Below are 18,580 nucleotides of genomic sequence, written 5' to 3'. Positions count from 1 at the left end.
ATATTGCTTGATGGCAATGGAGGGCATAGTGATTAAGAGCAATCACCTCACAAGAATAAGCTGACACATCAAGCAATCCGCAGTTAAAAATAGTAAGTCAACGCGGCCTTAACAAAATCATCATCCTTCACACCAAAAAGTGGATCTTGTTTATCTTCACTGTTGAAAAAAGTCCCCTCTACTTTCCATGACAAGCTTTCATCAAAACGTCCCGAGACTTCATATTGAAGAAGATGAGAGGTAATGTACTCGATATCCATTAACCAGCCGACACGCACTTCCGTGCCATTGATATCATTCAACACCCAACGTGCACCGGTGAATATGTCATTGTTTGCAAACGTTGGCAGAATCCGGCGCTCATCAGCCAACGCATCAAAGTCTGGTGTGAGTAAACCACCAAAAAGCGTATCCGAAATCAATAGTAATACTTGCGTGTTGCGGTCAAGTTGAATACTGACAGGCCCTGTTGGATCTCGACTGTCGTAGAGATATTCTGAGAAAAGGGTAAGGTCATTGTCAGTATCAAAGATGCCGACAAATGTGTACTCAAAGCCCGTGGTCACCGCTGTATGGTTGACCAGACTCTCACGCCGTATCGCCTCAAGCTTCCAGGTAAAGTCGCCAATGAAGGCCTGAAAATCAATGCCAAGCTGAGTCATCTTTGCATAGTAGGGAACAATATTGATGTCAGTGGACAGATCTTCATCGACCGGTGTGTTTACCTGAGCAGCAAAATAGGGTTCGCGGTTGGTGCCCGTAAAGGCAGAAAAACCGATGTCCCAACTGTCAAAGCTGTAGGAGTAGCGAAAACCTAAATCAATTTTCTTTTGCCTGCGGGACGATTCATAAATCGGATTATTTACAACGCCGGGGAAGGCCAAACGACCGGATTCACTGGCAAAAGTGCGCTCACGGAACACAGGCAATACGTACAATTCGAGAAAGCCGAACTCAGAATCCAGATTGACGTTAATCATTGGCTGACCCAGTTTTTCACCAGTCACATTATCAACCAGATCTGACTGATTAATAACATTGACAATATTTTGTGATTCGGTCACTCCCCAAAACACCTGAGCCGCACCGACTTTCAGAGCCAGTTCCCCCAGGCTGCCATACAAGTCAAAATATGTCTGGTAGTAGGCTTCCCGTACGTCAATGTGAGACCGGTTTTCATCGAGTGAATCAGCCCGAAAGAGCGTTGTCCAGGTGATTGAATGTCCCCCCTCTTCGCTCTCCCAATACAATGTCGGCAAGAAAGTGGCGGAAAACTGGGGCGTTTTCTGTCCCAGCGCCCCTTCTCTGAAAAACTGACGATATTCTATTGATGCCTCGGCCTCGGCTTCCAATGCCTCGGCAACAGTAGAAATAATAAGAAACGGGAATAATAATAACCAGCGATGCATTTTATCTCCTTGTTGTTACTCGTATTGTCGCTCCGGATGTTTCTGAACCTTTTTTTGATACACTTTTCGATCAGTGAGGAGCAAAATAGCAGGCAGCATGAAGAAATCTCCCAGGAGGGCGATCACAATAACAACGCCACTAAGTAGCCCTAAACTAGAATTAGGCACAAATTCGGATGTTGCCAATATGCTGAATCCTGTCGCCAATACCACGGTTGTTACCCAGAGTGCACGACCGACCGTAACAAAAGCATAGCGAATTGCGTCCTCGGGCGACTTTCCTGACATTCTGGCCGTACGGTATTTACTGAGAAAATGGACGGAGTCATCAACGACTATTCCCAAGGTCATTGAAATAACAACGGAAACAGCCAAATTTATTTCACCAGAGATCAAGAACCAGATACCAAAACCTACGATAATGGGTGAGCAGTTGGGGATCAGACTGATGATACCGAGTCGCCATGAGCGCAGAGCGAGGATTAACAAGGAAGAGATCACAAGAAGCGCCAGAGGAAGCGTGACCAGCATACTCGCCATATTGGTCGCACCAATGTGGGCAAACATGACTGCCAGATCAGTGATCGTATAGTTGTACTGCGGCGCATTCACCGCCATCCAGTCTCTTATCCTTTCCTCCATCGCAATCATTTCCTGACTGCCCAGACTTTTCATGATCACCGTCACTCGAACAGCTGACTTTCCGATATCAATTCGACTGTTCATATCGAGCCCATAGGGTAAGGACATCTCGTACATTAATAGATATTGCGCAGCGAGCTCATCAGTGTCAGGGATTCGATAATACTCTGGCTGGTCACCATTAAAATTCTTATTGAGGCGTCGCATCACATCAACAATACTGGATACATGGTTCGTTTCCGGTTGTTCATAAAGCCACTCGGTTAACGTATCCAGTGTTTTGAGAAACTCAACCTTCGTGATGCCTTGGTCTTGTTGGGTGTCAAAGGTGATTGAAAGCGTGGTATTCCCGACTTGATTCTCAAAGAAATCGGCATCTTCGCGGTATTCACTCCCCTCGTTGAAATATTTGACCAACTCATCGTTGAGCTGATTCTGCATCATCAATACAGCGCCCAAAAGTACAATCAACGCAGAGAAAGGCAGTATTTTTCGGTGATGCGCGATAACCCATTCAGCAAGCGACAGCATAGATTGGTCGTCTACTTCCATGTTTGTGGCAGTGACCTTTACCGGCATGATTGCCAATAACGCCGGCAATAGGGTGATCGACAGAACAAACGCTATCATGACACCGACAGCAGCAAGGTTGCCAAAATCAACCAAGACGGGCGATACCGAGGCATTCATCATCAGGAAACCAAAAGAAGTGGTGACTGAGGTAACCAACAACGCAATGAAATTCAGCTCAAGCGTGTACGCAATGGCTTCTTTTTGGCTTTTACCCCTGTGAAGCCCATGAATATAGCCAGTGATGATATGAACGCAATCTGCTACCGCCAACGTGAGCAGCAACATGGGTACGCCAACAGTGATATTAGATAAATAATGACCACTCCATCCCAAGAGTCCCATTGTTGCCGATACGGATAAAGCCAGCACACCATGGTGGCAAAAACAAAGCGCCATGACTTCAATAAAAAACCCAGAAAGACCATGACAGCAAAAAACATCATGGGGATGAGCGTTTCTACATCTTTTTCAGCTGCAGTGGTAAACGCATCGTTGAGCGCGATACTTCCGCCTTTTCGAAAGATCAGGTTGGGAGCCTTCTTTTGTGCCTCAGCAATCACCGCATTGGTATGGTCAACAATTTCTTTTACCTGTACGGTCAGGTTGCCCGTCTCAGGTAGTCGAACTGACACACTGACAAGCGCTAAATCGCCTGATTTGGAAATCAACCCCCCGTGGATATTGGGATCGGCCATTGCGATGTCTTTAATATGGCTAATATCCGCCGCAGTAAGAGGGTTATCTGGGCCGACCAAAGGTTCCACGACCATGTCGTCACCGACCGCTGAGGTGTGTTGAAAGTTCGCGACCGAGACTGACCGAACAGCATATGGAAATAACCAGCCTTTTTCCGTCAGGTCTCTTATCAAACTCAGGGTCTCAGCGTTAAATATATCCCCGCTGGGATCCTGAAGGACAATCACCATCCCCTGGGATGGACTAAATCTGTCACTCTGCTCAGTAAATGCGGAAATTTCTGGACTGTCGTCGTGAAAAAACACCTTGTAGTCACCACGGAAATAAAGATCTTTAAGTCCGATCGAACAAAGAAAAACGACCAGTAGCGTGACCATAACAAACAACTTAGGCCTTTTTCCTGGCAAACTAACTAGCATGTCAATCATCAAAATATCCCCACTCAAAAAATAAAATGCGGCAGACACTACTGACAGATGACATTGTCAGAGGTCCTTTCTGAATTCCTGCCAAATCGCCATACTAGAACATTTTTTGCACAGAGAACCACTGATGAAACGACACTGAAATACCCAGTGAGAAGAGGATGTCCAACTGGTTGTACCAGACTAAAAGTCAGTAAATATCAATGAAAAAGAGAAGGCATTGAACCCGGAGTGGCTCAGAGACTGAAGGCCGCCGATCCGCTCAAAAAATTAGCAACGCAAGGTTCGCTTTCATACTGACTAGAAAAGAAGACATTTTTAGTGGGTTCTTATTATTAATAATTCACTAAATTAATAGTGATGATGAATAAAAAGGGATCTAAGGCAGCCGACTATTGCGGCTGAATAACAAGAAATGCAATGGAAAAAGTATTTGAGTAGAGTGGTCAATAACTCTGACTGATAAGTGAAAATTCCTCAGGAAAAATCTCATCCATGACTCGTTGCCAAGAAGCAGCGTAGTCGAAATCAGTAGAAAGGGGCTTCCAGCCAACGCCATCCAATAGAAGGTTTAAGGAATCAAGAATTGGATGGTCAGATCTCAGTCGCTTGATACATTCCGAATCCGGTGCGCTGTTATATAGTGAGTTAGCACCAAAACCTATTGCCCAATTGGCAAAGACAATCGAAGACGGATGTATCCCACTTACATCGCTCAGCTCACCGGTCTTTAAACAAGATTTGACCAGCTCGTCGCATAGCGACAGAAGTTCATCTTCCAGTTTCCGCAAACCTTCCAGTCTTTCGGGCGAGCTTTTTTCTGTCACCGTCGGAGTTCGGCAGGAAAGAATACAGTTTGCCAGCGCGGGCTCCAGACGGAAAAAGAGCGCGTAAGCGGCATGCACTGCCATAAGTTTTTCACGGTAATTACCGTCAAACATTACAGCGCGTTTGAACAGCGACATCTCCTGCGACAGTGCCATAATGGCTAAGGCAGTTATCAGATCTTCTTTACTGGAGAAATGGTTGTAGACAGTACCTTTAGAATAAGCACTGGCTGACGCTACTTTATCCATTGTGAGGCCAGTAAAACCCTCTTTCTTCACCACGTTATGGGCGATGCCCAGCAACTCTTTTTCACGCTCGATGAGTGCCTGCTGTTTCCGTGTCAGGCCGTATTGACTCTCGCAGAGTAGATTGTTTAACACTGTCGCTGATATCCTTTGCGAATGGCATTTTTTCACTAACTTCAGTTGTTATAACACGGAATTGAAGCAAGCACTAAACTCCAACCACCCTAACCTGCTAAAGATTACAGATAATTTCGACACAAACCATTTAAAGACTTCTGCTCTAAAATTCACTACAATACGCCGCTTTTCGGAGGCTGACGGAAGTGCCTCCATGCTCTTTTCAGTCGGGGTGTACGCAGAGTGAGACATACCGACTTTGTTTATGTTGAGGCAGATAGATATGGCCAACCGCGATAGTATTTTTGCTGCGCCGATTGAGAAGCTGGGGGATTTCACGTTTGATGAAAACGTAGCGGAGGTCTTTCCGGACATGATACAACGCTCTGTGCCGGGCTATAGCAATATTATTTCCGCTATTGGCATGCTGGCAGAGCGATTCGCCAGTGATGACAGTCATGTCTACGATTTAGGTTGCTCACTGGGCGCAGCGACGTTGTCTATGCGACGTCATATTCGCGCTGAAAACTGCCACATCGTTGCCGTCGATAACTCTCCAGCCATGGTTGAGCGTTGTAAATTGCATCTAAGTGCTTACCGCTCCGATACTGATGTTGAGGTGATTGAAGCCGACATCCGTCATATCGATATCAACAACGCCTCAGTTGTTGTCTTGAACTTCACCCTTCAATTTCTGTCACCGGACGATCGTGAAGCATTATTAGAAAAAATCTACAGCGGTTTAAAACCGGGTGGAATTCTTATCATCAGTGAAAAATACAGCTTTGGCGACGAAACCGCGAACGATTTGCTGATTGATCTCCACCATGACTTCAAGCGTGCCAATGGATATAGCGAACTGGAGATTAGCCAAAAACGCAGTGCACTGGAAAATGTGATGCGTCCAGACTCCATAGACTGTCATAAACAACGCCTGAACAAGATCGGTTTTAGCAGTGTCGCTGTCTGGTTTCAGTGTTTTAACTTCGGGTCGATGTTCGCCATTAAGTAATGTGCTTTGACGTGAGCAACAACAGCTCAAAAACGACATCCTTTAAAGCTGATTAACAAAAAGAAAATGCATGTTTGATTTTTCTGATTTCTATCAACTAATTGCAAAAAACCGCCTGCAGAACTGGCTGACTGTGTTACCCAGTCAACTAGCAGAATGGCAAGATCTCCCGCATGGCGATATGCCAAAGTGGCTTCGGGTACTGAAAAAGATCCCGACAGATGCTCCCTCTACTGTCGAGTTGAAAGACAGCGTGACCATAGGTTCAGGCAGCGATTTACAACCGGGTCATCAGGCAAAACTTGAAAACCTGCTTCGCAGTTTCCACCCGTGGCGAAAAGGGCCTTATACCGTTCATGGCCTCCATATAGATACTGAGTGGCGCTCTGATTGGAAATGGGATCGCGTACTGCCGCACATCTCACCACTTAAGGGGCGCTATGTGTTGGATGTCGGCTGTGGTAACGGTTATCACATGTGGCGTATGCTCGGTGAAGGTGCAGCGCTGACAGTTGGGATCGACCCTTCAGAGCTGTTCCTTGTGCAGTTTGAAGCTATTCGTCGCCTAATGGGCAATGACCAACGGGCACACCTTCTACCCTTGGGCATTGAAAAACTTTCTGAGCTAAAAGCATTTGATACCGTTTTCAGCATGGGCGTGCTCTACCATAGACGCTCGCCGCTTGACCACCTGATACAACTTAAAAATCAGTTGGTGAAAGGCGGTGAACTGGTGCTTGAAACACTGGTTATCGATGGCGATGAAAATGCGGTGCTGGTGCCAACCGACAGATACGCGCAAATGCGGAATGTGTACTTCTTCCCGTCAGCCAAGGCACTGAAAGTCTGGCTGGAGAAAGTGGGCTTTACTGAAGTTCGTATCGTCGATGAATGTGTCACGACCACAGATGAACAACGCTCGACCAACTGGATGACACACAATTCGTTACCTGAATACTTGGATCAAGACGACCTAACCAAGACTGTTGAGGGTTACCCAGCGCCGAAACGCGCCATCCTGGTCGCCAAGAATCCAGATTAATTCGAACGAGTCTAGTAGAATCGAAAAAGACGCCATTTGGCGTCTTTTTTGTTACCCAGATAAGCTGGATTCTTTCTAAAACGAGTCAAACTGTTACCAGCACCTAAAAAATCTGTCCACTTTCTTGCCTATTTCAGTGCCTTTTCTTAGTGTCACTTGTATGGAATCATTAACAATAAGGGAGGAACTGGTCATGAATGTATGTGTAACAAAGCATATACACTTCTTTGGTAATGCTCGCCACTCAAGCACTCGCGCTTTCATGCTGCGATAACCTGGCTTGAGCGAAGCAATCAACAAAGTAAATAACCTTCCCTCAAGCATTACGGGTTGTTGTCAGCAATTCTGACTTCTGGTGCCTCTCGCACCGACGATTCGAGTACATGCGATGAGCACACTATTATCTGCAAAACAGGTTTCTTACCACACAACTTCTGGCCCATTGTTGGACGATATTACTTTCACCGTTTCCAGAGGTGATCGTATCGGACTCGTTGGCCATAACGGCTGTGGCAAAAGTACCCTGTTAAAACTATTAACCGGTAAAATCACGGCTGAAGAAGGTGACATCAGTCTCGCGAAGCATTGTCATATTGAGTATATCGAGCAGCACTTACCGCCTGCACTCTCAGCGTTAACCATACATCAGGCCGTATCAGAACGTCTTTCTGATGAGGAAAAACAAACTGATATCTGGCGTGTTGATGTTCTGCTGAATGAAATGGGTTTTAATCAGGCAGACATGAGTTTAACGGCAGGTACACTAAGTGGCGGAGAACACACTCGCTTACTGCTTGCCAGAGCATTGATCAATAACCCTGATCTGTTGTTACTGGACGAACCCAGCAACCACATGGATCTCCCTACCCTGTTTTGGCTTGAACGCTTTCTGAAGGCATTCAAAGGGGGATTTTTGCTGGTTTCTCATGATCAGAAGTTATTGGATGCTGTTACCGATGCAACCTGGATTATGCGCGATCGGACATTGCACAGCTTTGGACTACCTTGCTCGGCCGCCCGTACAGAGCTATCCGCAATGGATGAAGCTGACGAGGCGCGTTTCAAGGAAGAGCAGAAAGAGATAGACCGCGTTGCGAAAAGTGCTAAGCGCCTTGCTGTATGGGGTCACACCTACGATAACGAGGATTTGTCCCGAAAAGCCAAGACAATGGAAAAACGTGTAGAAGCGTTAAAAGCCAGTCAAACAGAGCTGTCTGAAGGCACTCCGTGGCAGTTGAAACTCAAAGGTACGGCGTTACCTGCAAACAGGCTATTGGAGGTAAACAATGTTGAGGTTCGCCCTGCTGACGATGCTGAAGCCTTGTATCTCACGCCTGAGCTTCAACTAAAAAGCGGTGACAAGGTTGCCATTCTTGGCCAGAACGGGACAGGTAAATCATCCCTACTCAGAATGTTATGGCAGCAATTTTCGGCGCTTCAGGACGATGAACGCCGACCACTGCTCGATGAAGCAATACGCCTTCACCCGAAAAGTAAGCTTGGTTATTACGATCAATCGTTACAGCAGTTGAATGATCGGCAAACACTGATGGAAGCGCTCAGTGAGTTCGCGCCATTACCCACTGAATCCCTTAAAATGGCACTGATAAAAGCGGGTTTTCCCTACGCCAGACATCAGCAAACCGTTGAAGGGCTTAGTGGTGGCGAACGATCAAGGCTGCTTTTTGTCGGCTTAACCTTGGCGGATTACCATATGCTAATGCTTGATGAGCCCACAAACCACCTAGATTTAGAGGGAAAAGAAGAGCTGGCAGACAGTATCCGTGAATTTGCAGGCGGGCTGATTCTGGTCAGTCACGATCGTAGTTTGATTGAAGCCAGTTGTAACCGTTTCTGGTTGGTGAAAGACGGCAAACTTGAAGAGTGGCACGATCTCGACAAAGTGTATGCAGAACTGGTCGAGGTTTCGACACTTCATCCTTCGCTCCAAAAAGCGTCACCAGCAGCCAAGGAAAGTCCTAGTCCGGGCTTTGATTTAACTGATGATTTATTGGAAAAGCTGATTGAACTAGAAACGCTGTTGGAAGCGGATCTCAACCGTAAGCCGAGACATCAGAAAGTTCAGCAACAGCAAATATGGCAGAAAGAAATTGATTACATTAAGACATCATTATCGATGTGATCTTTTGCTTAAAAGTTAAACTGTATACGAGCAAACACGATAACCGTGTTTGCTCGTTCTCAATGGTTCTTCCCTATAAAAGAGACAATTTTTCACGCCCGGAGAGAGACTCATCCTAATTATCAGCGATCCCTTTGGAGACAAATAACATTTTATAAATCAACATATTGAACTTAACTTCTTCACAGTACTTAATCCTCAGAATCTTAAATACAGACTAAGCCATGATGGCTATTATCTGAACCTTGGGTAAACATTATTATGAAAAATGTTTTATTAAGTACTGGCCTGATTGCTTTACTCATATCAGGCTCCGCGATGGCAGATACAAATGGGCTTTATATTAGTGCTGGTGCAGGGACATTCGACTTTGATGCCGAAACCCGCAGCTCTTTTGAACCATCATTTTCGGTCTCCCAGAACAGCACCTATGACACCGAAGGGAATACCTTCAGAATCACAGGCGGCTACCAACTTACTGACATGGTTGCTCTTGAGGCAACATACAACAGCTATGGCACAGTGAAATATTCAGATGGCAGGGGTGATATTATGTCTCCCACAGCCATGACGCTGAATGCTAACTTGGGATACAGCCTGAGTTCAGGCATTCGTCCGTTTATCGTTGCTGGGCTGGGCAGAATAACCCTCAACCAAAAAGAACAACGCATATCATCAGAAGAATCCGGGGGTAGCTTTCATTGGGGTCTCGGGCTTGAATACGCACCAGCCGCGATTGAAAATGTGTCATTTAAAGCCGCTTACGAAAGCGATACCGCAACGCTGGTATACCTCTCACCTTTCGCCAAATCAGAGACTGATCTGACGTACAGCAGCTTTTACTTGGGACTCAGTTACAAACTTGCAGGTCTGTGAACCATCACATCAGGGCACTCCAAGTAGTGCCCTAAACGTTAGCTCTGTGCAAGCCCCTTCATTGCGATACATCAACAGCAACCTTATTTCTTTTACGCTCACCATTGAGCCATTTCCCAATCCATGTATAACGAACAAGGCTTTGATAACTTACAAAAGAGATTGTTAGAGTCACAGTCAGAGTCATTGCGCTCTTCATCCATGCAGGCCAATGAAGATCTATCATAGGCATCTGAATCATAAATATTATTGGTACATGGACCAGATATACCCAGTAGGATGCATCAGCACAATATCGCATCACCTGACTTTCTTTAGACCAATATCGCTTCCCTAGTGCGAGCGACAGATAACACAAATAAACAACGAGAAAACTCTGAAGGATTTGCAGCGAAATTTCCTGCTCATTACCCATCAGTCGGTCACCTGCCCAAAGTAATTTTACTTCCTCTTTAGACGGAGCCTCCGGTATTTCCAGACAATAGATAATCATGCCCACGACACAAAATATTGCCAGAGGGGCAATCCATTTTATCATCCTGTCGATCGCAGATTGATGCTGATATAAAACGGCACCAATAAAAAACAACACACCGTAGAATCCAAATGACCATGCTTGTGGATATAGCCTGTCCGGTGTGAGATATGGAACATACTCCGTCATTAAAGCTGGCAGGATGGCAATTGGCACGAAAAAAAGGAGTGATACAGGATGAGCAAAAAATTTAGTCACAGATGGGGTGTAAAGATGCAAATATACCAAAATTATCAACAGCAGTATAAATTCATATAGGCAAAACAAGAACCATAGATGTCCAGAGTTTAGATATACCATCCCCTGTTCTTGTAACGTTAATAAATATGGGACATTAGTGAGTTTTTCTTGCCATATTTCAAGAGTTAAGTACGGCCCGAAGACAATAAATGGCAAGCCAACCAGATAAGGTAAAAAAATTCGATACGTTCTATTTTTAAATACGTCAAATGTAGAGCGTGAACATAATAGATACCCACAAAAAAAACCTGCAATTATAAAAAATAACGGCATTCTCCAGGGACGAAGAACAAGAAATATATAATCAAAAAATTCGTATTGTTGTGGCGTGCTCGAGATCCAACCATTCGTTGATCTCGGTGCGTACGCCAGAACTGAATGAAGCACCACCCCAAGAAGTAAGGCGGTTGCCCGAAGGTTATCCATATAACAAAAGCGTTCCTTTTTCATTGATATATCCTTTATTAATATACTGATAAAAAGAAATACAGATTAAACTCTCAATCATCCTATTTTATTATCATGCTCAATATAAAATATTCTTAAAAAGAATATTTTAGTGATTAAAATAGCTTTTTAAAGGAATTAATCAAACTAATAATTAATAATTAAGGTAAAAAAATTTTATATATATAACAAAATAAAATATATTATAAACCACACTATTATAAAACAATTTTAATATCAGCTTAATTATAATTTTTTTATTTATAAAAATTATTGAAGAAATAAATTAGGGTATATTTATTTTTGGTAAAAGTCGCTTACTGAGTTATCTCGATAAATACTTTACTCACTCAAAACACACATTTATCAGCCTCAAAGTAATGCTGTATTATCCACTGAGAAAAGATTATTCTTAACGTATCGAAGCCAATAGGAATCACTATTCGAATGAGCACGGACTCGCTCCAAGACAAAGAAAACGGCCTTTTTGACCAAGTTGTCGATCGGATGAACACTGATAGCAGCAAATGGGATAAGTACCAAGGCACGGATATTTTGCCTATGTGGGTTGCGGATACTGACTTCAAAACACCAGATGTCGTCATAAAGGCACTCCAACAGCGTGTTGAACATGGTGTATTTGGTTACACGCATTCGCCCAAGCTGTTGACTGATTTAATTATCGACAGAATGGCCTCGCGGTATCAGTGGCAGATAAAACCTGAATGGATTGTTTATTTGCCGGGGTTAGTCTGCGGATTAAACGTAGCAGCGCGCGCTTTGGGTGAACCGGATCAGTCGGTAATGATTCCCTCTCCCATCTACCCTCCTTTTTTGTCTTCAGTCAAACTGGCTGGAAAACCTTGCTACAAAGCTTACACCCATCTTTCTGACAATCGTTGGGTGATAGACCTTGAAGCGGCAAAAGCAAACCTACCGCAAAATACGGGACTCTTACATTTCTGCAATCCGCTGAATCCCGGTGGTACTGTTTACAGAAAGAAGGAACTTGAGGACATATTGGCCTTTGCTCAGGCTAATAATATGGTTATCTGTTCAGATGAAATACACTGCGACCTCATCCTTGACGAAGAGCTTGTTCACATACCGATAGCCAGCTTAAACAAGGATGCTGAACAGCGAACCGTCACTTTGATGGCACCAAGCAAAACCTTCAACATTGCCGGGCTCGGTGCGTCTTTTGCTATCATCGCTAATGAAAAACTCAGGGCCGATTTCATCCGGGAAAAAAGAGGGATTGTTCCGAATGTTAGCCTACTCGCTTACACTGCGGCCGTTGCCAGCTACCAACATGGTGATAACTGGCTTGAACAGCAGCTTGTTTATCTCAGGGGCAACCGTGCCCGGGTAGAGGCGGTGATAAACAAGCTTCCGGGTCTGACACTTCAACATATTGAGGCAACCTATCTCGCTTGGATTGACTGCAGCCAACTGCCTGTAGATAACCCGTGCCTGTTTTTCGAAAAGGCGGGTGTGGGCATGTCTCCCGGGATCGAATTTGGCAACAGAAAATTTGTACGGTTAAACTTCGGTTGTACCAGAGCATTACTGGACGAAGCATTAACGAGAATCGAGGACGCCGTTTACGGACTCAGTGGCTAATGAGTTTAGCGTCGTCCAAAGAGAAGTACTTTTAGAAACAACCAGCCCGCAAATGCACCACATACCAGACCGCTGATCAAGAGATAAGCGATGGATAGACCACCAAGGTTGTCACCCGCATCGATCAGCGAGGGTACTGCAACGATAATGAAACCGAGAATGCCTCCGCCTATCATCCACTTAAATGCTGACCTTCTCGAAAACTGTGGGCTCCAAAAACGGATAATGAGCGAAAAAAGTGCCACCCAAGCTAGGGTAAATGGAAGGCCTATAAACAGGATGTAAGAGAGCACGACTGCCAATGCCGAGAGATCTACGCCTTCAACAAAGATAAAAAGCCATCCGAAGGGCGACACCAAGGGTGCTACCAGACATACAATTAATCCCGCAACCAACCATCGCAAAAAAGAAAGCTGACTCGCATTCACCAAATCATCAAAAGAAATATTTTGTCCCATCAGGCACCCAAGTATGGTGTGAAAATGTCATGTAGGCAGACTGCGTCACTATCAAGGAAACATTGGTACAGACTGCATTGGAGACGAATCTGTTGCTCGCCCATGAATATGCTCTGATCATTTAAGCATACACCCCTTGTCCTAGAGCGTAGCGGATAAAACCAGTAAAATTATGATTAGTATTGATTTACGTCCACCTTCAATATGGAAAAACACAGTTCCCGCGGGGAAAAGGATAATGCCATATACAATGATTAGCGGTAGGTTATCACTGGATACATTTTTAGAATACTCACACTACAGTGTGGGACGAACTGATTCGCCGCTGTCTCATTTACAGTGATTCTAGGTGCTGAAATACCGAAAGAGAGACGCCAGTACTGATGCGATACGCTCCATTATCTCTCTTGTGTAAGGCTGGGAACTTCAAAGCTGAAATTTATATATTTAAACCACATGTTCTGTGACACCCATACCTGTTTTGCCCCAGAGTTGTTCGTTTTGTATTCAGTCAGACTATTTCTCCCTTTTTTACGCTAAAGCCCTGTAAAAAAAGGCCGATAAGTAAATCACAACCTTTTCACTTCTGGGTATTATGCAGTTACACACCCTAGACAAAGCAGCGCTAATCAGTGATATCCAGCTTGGTGATAAACTAAACCATGCTGTATCACAGGGACGGAGATCTGACTTCGCCCTGATGCTTGCCTTATTGTCAGGGGACAGTACCGAGACTGAACCTGTTGAAGTGGTCTGTACAGAAGAAAAGACAGACGACGAGCTCCGCCGCCTGTTCCAGTTGTCTGAACCAGAGCGTCTTAGCGCAGACAGCCTTGACTATGAGCGCGCAGAGCAGCAGTCTCACGCTTTTCATTATGCCGGCTTAACCAGTGCAAAGCTTAGCGGCTATGTTTCTCCTCCAGCTTTACATTTTCCTGCCGAGGGAACCCACAATTTAGGTGAAGATGTCTATCATAATTTGTCCGGACACCAACGCAGACGCCTGTCAGGCGAAAAAAGTAAAGAAACCGGTTTAGACCCAGCAAACCTTTATCGTCAGCTCAATGAAGCCCGACGATTTAAAGAAATAAATAGCTATGCTTAAATAATTGATAATTAATGACTTTTATTTTCATACTCTTTTAAAACCAGCAACTTACCTTCCACGCTTTATACCCTTACTACGATTTACATCACCTATCGTTCTGTAATTTTGCACACAGTTTGCACACTACTTTTATGAGCAGTTTCACAACAAAAATGCGAAACATGTACCAAAATTGTTATCCACCAGTTAAAAAGCTGGGGTTAACTTGTTGGCTAGCGTGTATAAACCTTGAATAAGTCCAAATAGATCAACATAAAAGGTCAGAAAAATGGATATAGCGAAATCAGTAATTGTGATCACTGCCGCAGGTAGTCCAACAGGACGGGCTATGGCTGAACACTTTTGCTCGCTCAACGCACGCGTTGCTTTAGTGGACACTCAATGCCAGGAATTACAGGCAACCTATGAACTGTGCAAACAGTCAGGTGGTGTTTGTTTTTCTTTTGCTCTCGCTGACAAAAGTGTTGAAAGCATCAGTGGATTCTTTCAACAGGTCAGTCGCGAAATGGGGGCTGTGGACGTGCTCATTAATTACTGGCAGACAGGACATATACCAAACCTTCTCGCTAACAGCGATACAGTAGATACGTACATTACAGATGTTGCCTCAAATCTCTATCTTTTTGGACGAGGCGCTGCATTCAGTATGCTCAATGAGGGGCGACATGGTGTTATCGTTAACATCCCAGATAACCTCACTATTGACGACAGCGAACGTTCTATTGACAGCTCAAATGCTGTAATAAGAGGCCTGACACAAAGCTGGGCAAAGGAGCTCGCGCCCGTTAATATTCGCGTTGCCGGGGTGTTGCCCTGCATACGTTCCAACAGTCGTGGTCAACTGCGTCGGGACCCTGCGGTTAATTACGATATGATAGATGGTGCTGAATATATTGTGGCAAATGACAGTTTCACCGGAAGGATCCTTGAGGCAGCCAGTTAACGCTGCCCGGCTAACCGAGTCAAAGAAAAAGCCAGTCGTTAAAACCGGCTTTCTCTTCTCATAAATGCCTTTTACGTTGGCTTTATGCGTTTGCTTTTTTCCGTTTCACTTCCGCTTTCTTTATCACTATTTCTTTGAAGGCCTTATCCACACTTTCCTTTATGACAGTTGTGCCTTCCACTGTCTCGCCCTCGATAAAAGGCTTGCCATAATAAGAGGCCAGTAAGACAGCTTTTAGTTCCTTGATCAGAGGGTACCTTGGGTTTGCCCCGGTGCACTGGTCATCAAAGGCTTCGACAGCCAGTTCGTCTAATTTCGCAATAAAATCGGCCTCAGGTACGCCAGCAGCCTGAATCGATGGCGGGATATCCAACTGCAATTTCAGCTCTTCAAGCCAGCCCAGTAATTTCTCAATTTTTGCTGACGTTCTGTCTGTTGCCACACTTAATCCAAGATGATCAGCAATTTCTGCATAGCGACGACGTGCCTGCGGACGATCGTACTGAGAGAAAGCCGTTTGCTTAGTCGGATTGTCATTGGCGTTGAAGCGAACAACATTTGAGATCAACAGTGCGTTAGCTAAACCATGAGGCAGATGGAATTCCGCACCAATTTTGTGGGCCATTGAATGACAAATCCCAAGGAATGCGTTGGCAAAAGCCATGCCTGCAATGGTAGCGCCATTATGGACTTTTTCACGGGCTATCGGATCTTTCGCGCCATTGGCGTAGCTCGAAGGTAAGTACTCCTTCAATAATTTCAGCGCCTGTAATGCCTGTCCGTCAGAGTATTCATTCGCCAGAACTGAAACATAAGCCTCCAGTGCATGTGTGACAGCATCATAGCCGCCAAATGCAGTGAGTGATTTTGGCATGTTCATCACCAAGTTGGCATCAACAATCGCCATATTGGGTGTCAGCTCATAATCGGCCAGTGGATACTTAGCACCCGTTTTGTCATCAGTCACTACGGCAAACGGTGTCACCTCTGAACCTGTTCCTGAGGTGGTGGTGATGCAGACCAACTCTGCTTTTTTACCCATTTTAGGGAAAGTGTAAATGCGCTTACGAATATCCATAAAACGCATAGCCAGCTCTTCGAAATGTGTATCCGGGTGTTCATACATCACCCACATAATCTTCGCTGCATCCATAGGTGAGCCGCCACCAAGCGCCAGAATGACATCAGGCTGGAAACTACGCATCGCTGCTGCACCTTTTTCAACGACGGAGAGAGTCGGATCCGCCTCAACATCAAAGAATGTCTGAACTTCCATGCCCTGTGCTTTTAAAAGGCTAACCACCTCATCGCAGTAACCATTGTTGAAAAGAAAACGGTCAGTCACAATGAAAGCACGTTTTTTACCTTCCAGATCACTCAGGGCGATAGATAGACTGCCCCGACGAAAATAAATCGATTTTGGCAGCTTATGCCACAACATGTTTTCAGCACGCTTGGCAATTGTCTTTGTATTAATGAGGTGCTTTGGCCCCACATTTTCCGAGATAGAATTTCCACCCCATGAGCCGCATCCCAAGGTTAATGAAGGGGCAACATTGAAGTTGTACAGGTCACCTATGCCACCGTGGGTCGTTGGAATGTTGACCAGGATACGTGCCGTTTTGAGCTTATCGCCAAAGTATTTGATCCGTGACTGATTGATATCCTGATCTGTATAAAGACCTGATGTGTGACCGATACCTCCCATTTCAACCATCTGGCACGCCATATCTACTGCATTTTCAAAGCTTTTGGCCCTGAACATACCCAAAGTCGGAGACAATTTTTCATGGGCAAATGCCTCTGCCTCACAAATCTCAGTGCCTTCACCGATAAGAACCTTGGTGTCAGAAGGCACGGTAACGCCTGCCATTTCTGCAATATGAATAGCGGGTTGACCTACGATGTCCGCATTCAAGTTGCCATCAATCAGGATCACCTTCCGGACTTTTTCCGCTTCCTGCTCACTTAAGACATAAGCTTTGTGGGAAGCAAATCGGGCTTTCACTTCTTCATACACCTCATCCATCACTATCACGGCCTGTTCTGAGGCGCAAACCACCCCATTATCGAACGTTTTAGACATTAAGACAGAGGCCACCGCCCTTTTAATATCAGCAGACTCGTCGATAACAACAGGGACATTGCCCGCACCAACACCGATGGCCGGCTTACCTGAGGAATAGGCAGCTTTAACCATGCCAGGTCCACCTGTCGCCAGTATCAGGTTGATATCATCATGCTTCATCAATGCGTTGGACAGTTCAACGGACGGCTGGTCGATCCAGCCAATAATTCCTTCTGGCGCACCAGCAGCAACGGCTGCATCCAGTACCAACTTCGCTGCATCATTGGTTGAGTTTTTCGCTCGTGGATGGGGAGAAAAAATGATGCCGTTGCGTGTTTTTAATGAGATTAAAGATTTAAAAATCGCAGTGGATGTTGGGTTAGTCGTGGGAACAATGCCACAAATCAAACCAACAGGCTCTGCGACAGTAAAAGTGCCAAATTCGTTATTTTCTTCGAGAACGCCGCAGGTCTTTTCATCTTTATATTTGTTGTAGATAAACTCTGATGCAAAGTGGTTTTTAATCACCTTATCTTCAACAATACCCATACCTGATTCATCAGCAGCCTGCTGCGCGAGGGGAATGCGCGCATTGTTAGCAGCCAGTGATGCTGCTCGGAAAATCTTATCAACCTGCTCCTGCGAAAAGGTTGCAAACTCCCGCTGTGCTTTTTTTACACGCGCCACCATGGCATTTAATTCAGCAATATTCGTTACAGGCATAATGTCTCCTACATACCTAACTTAAAATGTACTTTAGTTATTGCCCGGTTAATTCCTTTACGTTCATGACTGGTGCCATTTACCCAGTATTCCGTCGCTTACCACAACACAACTCATGACATGACTTACAGGCAATAAGTAAATAAATTTCAGATTTAATTATGATTTTTCGGAACGAATGGGTATTGATCTGGATCAGAGATGACTGGCTTTTGTTATTGGTCTCTTTCTAGCTGAGAGATTAATCACTATTTATTTGCTGGAAACCCTTCGAGGTTGATCCCCGCCAAAACAGTGGATTACTCCGATTAAGCCAAGAAATACGGAATAAAAATAGAAGCAAAAATCCAGATAAAGAAGAGAAAAAAGTGACGAAAATATTAAAAAAACGCCCAGAGTGATGCGGATGTGAACAACTTCATTTGGA

Annotated in this window: 14 protein-coding genes; 7 read left to right on the top strand and 7 right to left on the bottom strand. The window is 44.8% G+C overall.

Annotated features, from left to right (window positions below):
• Positions 1-83: 83 nt before the first annotated feature.
• From A8L45_RS02600 to A8L45_RS02590, 4 genes are all read right to left on the bottom strand, one after another.
• Positions 84-1,409 carry a hypothetical protein gene (locus tag A8L45_RS02600; protein ID WP_068898903.1) on the bottom strand — a complete coding sequence of 442 codons (1,326 nt, stop codon included), beginning with the start codon at positions 1,407-1,409 and terminating at the stop codon, positions 84-86.
• A 15-nt stretch (positions 1,410-1,424) separates the two neighbouring features.
• Positions 1,425-2,966, bottom strand: coding sequence for an efflux RND transporter permease subunit (locus tag A8L45_RS02595; protein ID WP_245680630.1), 1,542 nt, complete (start codon positions 2,964-2,966; stop codon positions 1,425-1,427).
• Positions 2,885-3,748, bottom strand: a complete 864-nt coding sequence (locus A8L45_RS25165) for an RND transporter family protein (RefSeq protein ID WP_245680629.1) — start codon at positions 3,746-3,748, stop codon at positions 2,885-2,887. The genes A8L45_RS02595 and A8L45_RS25165 overlap by 82 nt, the downstream gene beginning before the upstream one ends.
• Before the next feature lie 443 nt (positions 3,749-4,191).
• Positions 4,192-4,953: a TetR/AcrR family transcriptional regulator gene (locus tag A8L45_RS02590; RefSeq protein WP_083228159.1), complete on the bottom strand. Its 762-nt coding sequence runs from the start codon at positions 4,951-4,953 to the stop codon at positions 4,192-4,194.
• A 265-nt stretch (positions 4,954-5,218) separates the two neighbouring features.
• On the opposite strand from A8L45_RS02590, the gene cmoA reads away from it, so the two are divergent.
• The 4 genes from cmoA to A8L45_RS02570 all read left to right on the top strand — a co-directional run bounded on the left by cmoA (position 5,219) and on the right by A8L45_RS02570 (position 10,008).
• Complete coding sequence (gene cmoA / locus A8L45_RS02585; protein ID WP_068898901.1) at positions 5,219-5,947, top strand: carboxy-S-adenosyl-L-methionine synthase CmoA; 729 nt, start codon at positions 5,219-5,221, stop codon at positions 5,945-5,947.
• A 70-nt stretch (positions 5,948-6,017) separates the two neighbouring features.
• The gene (cmoB, locus tag A8L45_RS02580; RefSeq protein ID WP_068898898.1) at positions 6,018-6,989 is read left to right on the top strand and encodes a tRNA 5-methoxyuridine(34)/uridine 5-oxyacetic acid(34) synthase CmoB; all 972 of its coding nucleotides are present in this window, start codon (positions 6,018-6,020) and stop codon (positions 6,987-6,989) included.
• Positions 6,990-7,377: 388 nt separating this feature from the next.
• Complete coding sequence (locus A8L45_RS02575; RefSeq protein WP_068898896.1) at positions 7,378-9,132, top strand: ABC-F family ATP-binding cassette domain-containing protein; 1,755 nt, start codon at positions 7,378-7,380, stop codon at positions 9,130-9,132.
• A gap of 261 nt (positions 9,133-9,393) precedes the next feature.
• On the top strand, positions 9,394-10,008 hold the full coding sequence (locus A8L45_RS02570; RefSeq protein ID WP_068898893.1) for a porin family protein: 615 nt from the start codon (positions 9,394-9,396) through the stop codon (positions 10,006-10,008).
• Positions 10,009-10,066: 58 nt separating this feature from the next.
• Here the strand turns inward: A8L45_RS02570 and A8L45_RS02565 are convergent, their stop codons facing one another.
• Positions 10,067-11,233, bottom strand: a complete 1,167-nt coding sequence (locus tag A8L45_RS02565; protein WP_068898891.1) for an acyltransferase family protein — start codon at positions 11,231-11,233, stop codon at positions 10,067-10,069.
• Positions 11,234-11,677: 444 nt separating this feature from the next.
• On the opposite strand from A8L45_RS02565, the gene A8L45_RS02560 reads away from it, so the two are divergent.
• Entirely contained in the window at positions 11,678-12,853 is a 1,176-nt protein-coding gene (locus A8L45_RS02560; protein WP_068898889.1) for a MalY/PatB family protein, read from the top strand.
• Between the two features lie 5 nt (positions 12,854-12,858).
• Here the strand turns inward: A8L45_RS02560 and A8L45_RS02555 are convergent, their stop codons facing one another.
• Positions 12,859-13,311, bottom strand: a complete 453-nt coding sequence (locus A8L45_RS02555; protein ID WP_068898887.1) for a hypothetical protein — start codon at positions 13,309-13,311, stop codon at positions 12,859-12,861.
• 595 nt (positions 13,312-13,906) lie between these two features.
• Between A8L45_RS02555 and A8L45_RS02550 the strand changes: the two genes are divergently transcribed.
• Together A8L45_RS02550 and A8L45_RS02545 are read left to right on the top strand one after the other, a co-directional pair.
• Positions 13,907-14,416 carry a VC2046/SO_2500 family protein gene (locus A8L45_RS02550; protein ID WP_068898885.1) on the top strand — a complete coding sequence of 170 codons (510 nt, stop codon included), beginning with the start codon at positions 13,907-13,909 and terminating at the stop codon, positions 14,414-14,416.
• A gap of 271 nt (positions 14,417-14,687) precedes the next feature.
• Positions 14,688-15,362 carry an SDR family NAD(P)-dependent oxidoreductase gene (locus tag A8L45_RS02545; RefSeq protein ID WP_068898884.1) on the top strand — a complete coding sequence of 225 codons (675 nt, stop codon included), beginning with the start codon at positions 14,688-14,690 and terminating at the stop codon, positions 15,360-15,362.
• Positions 15,363-15,444: 82 nt separating this feature from the next.
• Here the strand turns inward: A8L45_RS02545 and adhE are convergent, their stop codons facing one another.
• A complete protein-coding gene (adhE, locus tag A8L45_RS02540; RefSeq protein WP_068898883.1) occupies positions 15,445-18,153 on the bottom strand; it encodes a bifunctional acetaldehyde-CoA/alcohol dehydrogenase in 2,709 nt (902 codons plus the stop codon).
• Positions 18,154-18,580: the final 427 nt, after the last annotated feature.

Origin of the sequence: Veronia pacifica (assembly GCF_001707825.1) — a bacterium.
GTDB lineage: Bacteria > Pseudomonadota > Gammaproteobacteria > Enterobacterales > Vibrionaceae > Veronia > Veronia pacifica.
Note: the sequence above shows the minus strand (reverse complement) of the source record. Positions and strands in the feature narration are given on the sequence as shown.

What these genes read in the sequence shown, in the direction of transcription:
- A8L45_RS02570 (WP_068898893.1), top strand. Translation starts at nt 9,394, where the DNA reads ATGAAAAATGTTTTATTAAGTACTGGCCTGATTGCTTTACTCATATCA.
- A8L45_RS25165 (WP_245680629.1), bottom strand. Translation starts at nt 3,748, where the DNA reads ATGATTGACATGCTAGTTAGTTTGCCAGGAAAAAGGCCTAAGTTGTTT.
- A8L45_RS02575 (WP_068898896.1), top strand. Translation starts at nt 7,378, where the DNA reads ATGAGCACACTATTATCTGCAAAACAGGTTTCTTACCACACAACTTCT.
- A8L45_RS02550 (WP_068898885.1), top strand. Translation starts at nt 13,907, where the DNA reads ATGCAGTTACACACCCTAGACAAAGCAGCGCTAATCAGTGATATCCAG.
- adhE (WP_068898883.1), bottom strand. Translation starts at nt 18,153, where the DNA reads ATGCCTGTAACGAATATTGCTGAATTAAATGCCATGGTGGCGCGTGTA.
- A8L45_RS02565 (WP_068898891.1), bottom strand. Translation starts at nt 11,233, where the DNA reads ATGAAAAAGGAACGCTTTTGTTATATGGATAACCTTCGGGCAACCGCC.
- cmoA (WP_068898901.1), top strand. Translation starts at nt 5,219, where the DNA reads ATGGCCAACCGCGATAGTATTTTTGCTGCGCCGATTGAGAAGCTGGGG.
- A8L45_RS02595 (WP_245680630.1), bottom strand. Translation starts at nt 2,966, where the DNA reads ATGGGACTCTTGGGATGGAGTGGTCATTATTTATCTAATATCACTGTT.
- cmoB (WP_068898898.1), top strand. Translation starts at nt 6,018, where the DNA reads ATGTTTGATTTTTCTGATTTCTATCAACTAATTGCAAAAAACCGCCTG.
- A8L45_RS02600 (WP_068898903.1), bottom strand. Translation starts at nt 1,409, where the DNA reads ATGCATCGCTGGTTATTATTATTCCCGTTTCTTATTATTTCTACTGTT.
- A8L45_RS02555 (WP_068898887.1), bottom strand. Translation starts at nt 13,311, where the DNA reads ATGGGACAAAATATTTCTTTTGATGATTTGGTGAATGCGAGTCAGCTT.
- A8L45_RS02545 (WP_068898884.1), top strand. Translation starts at nt 14,688, where the DNA reads ATGGATATAGCGAAATCAGTAATTGTGATCACTGCCGCAGGTAGTCCA.
- A8L45_RS02560 (WP_068898889.1), top strand. Translation starts at nt 11,678, where the DNA reads ATGAGCACGGACTCGCTCCAAGACAAAGAAAACGGCCTTTTTGACCAA.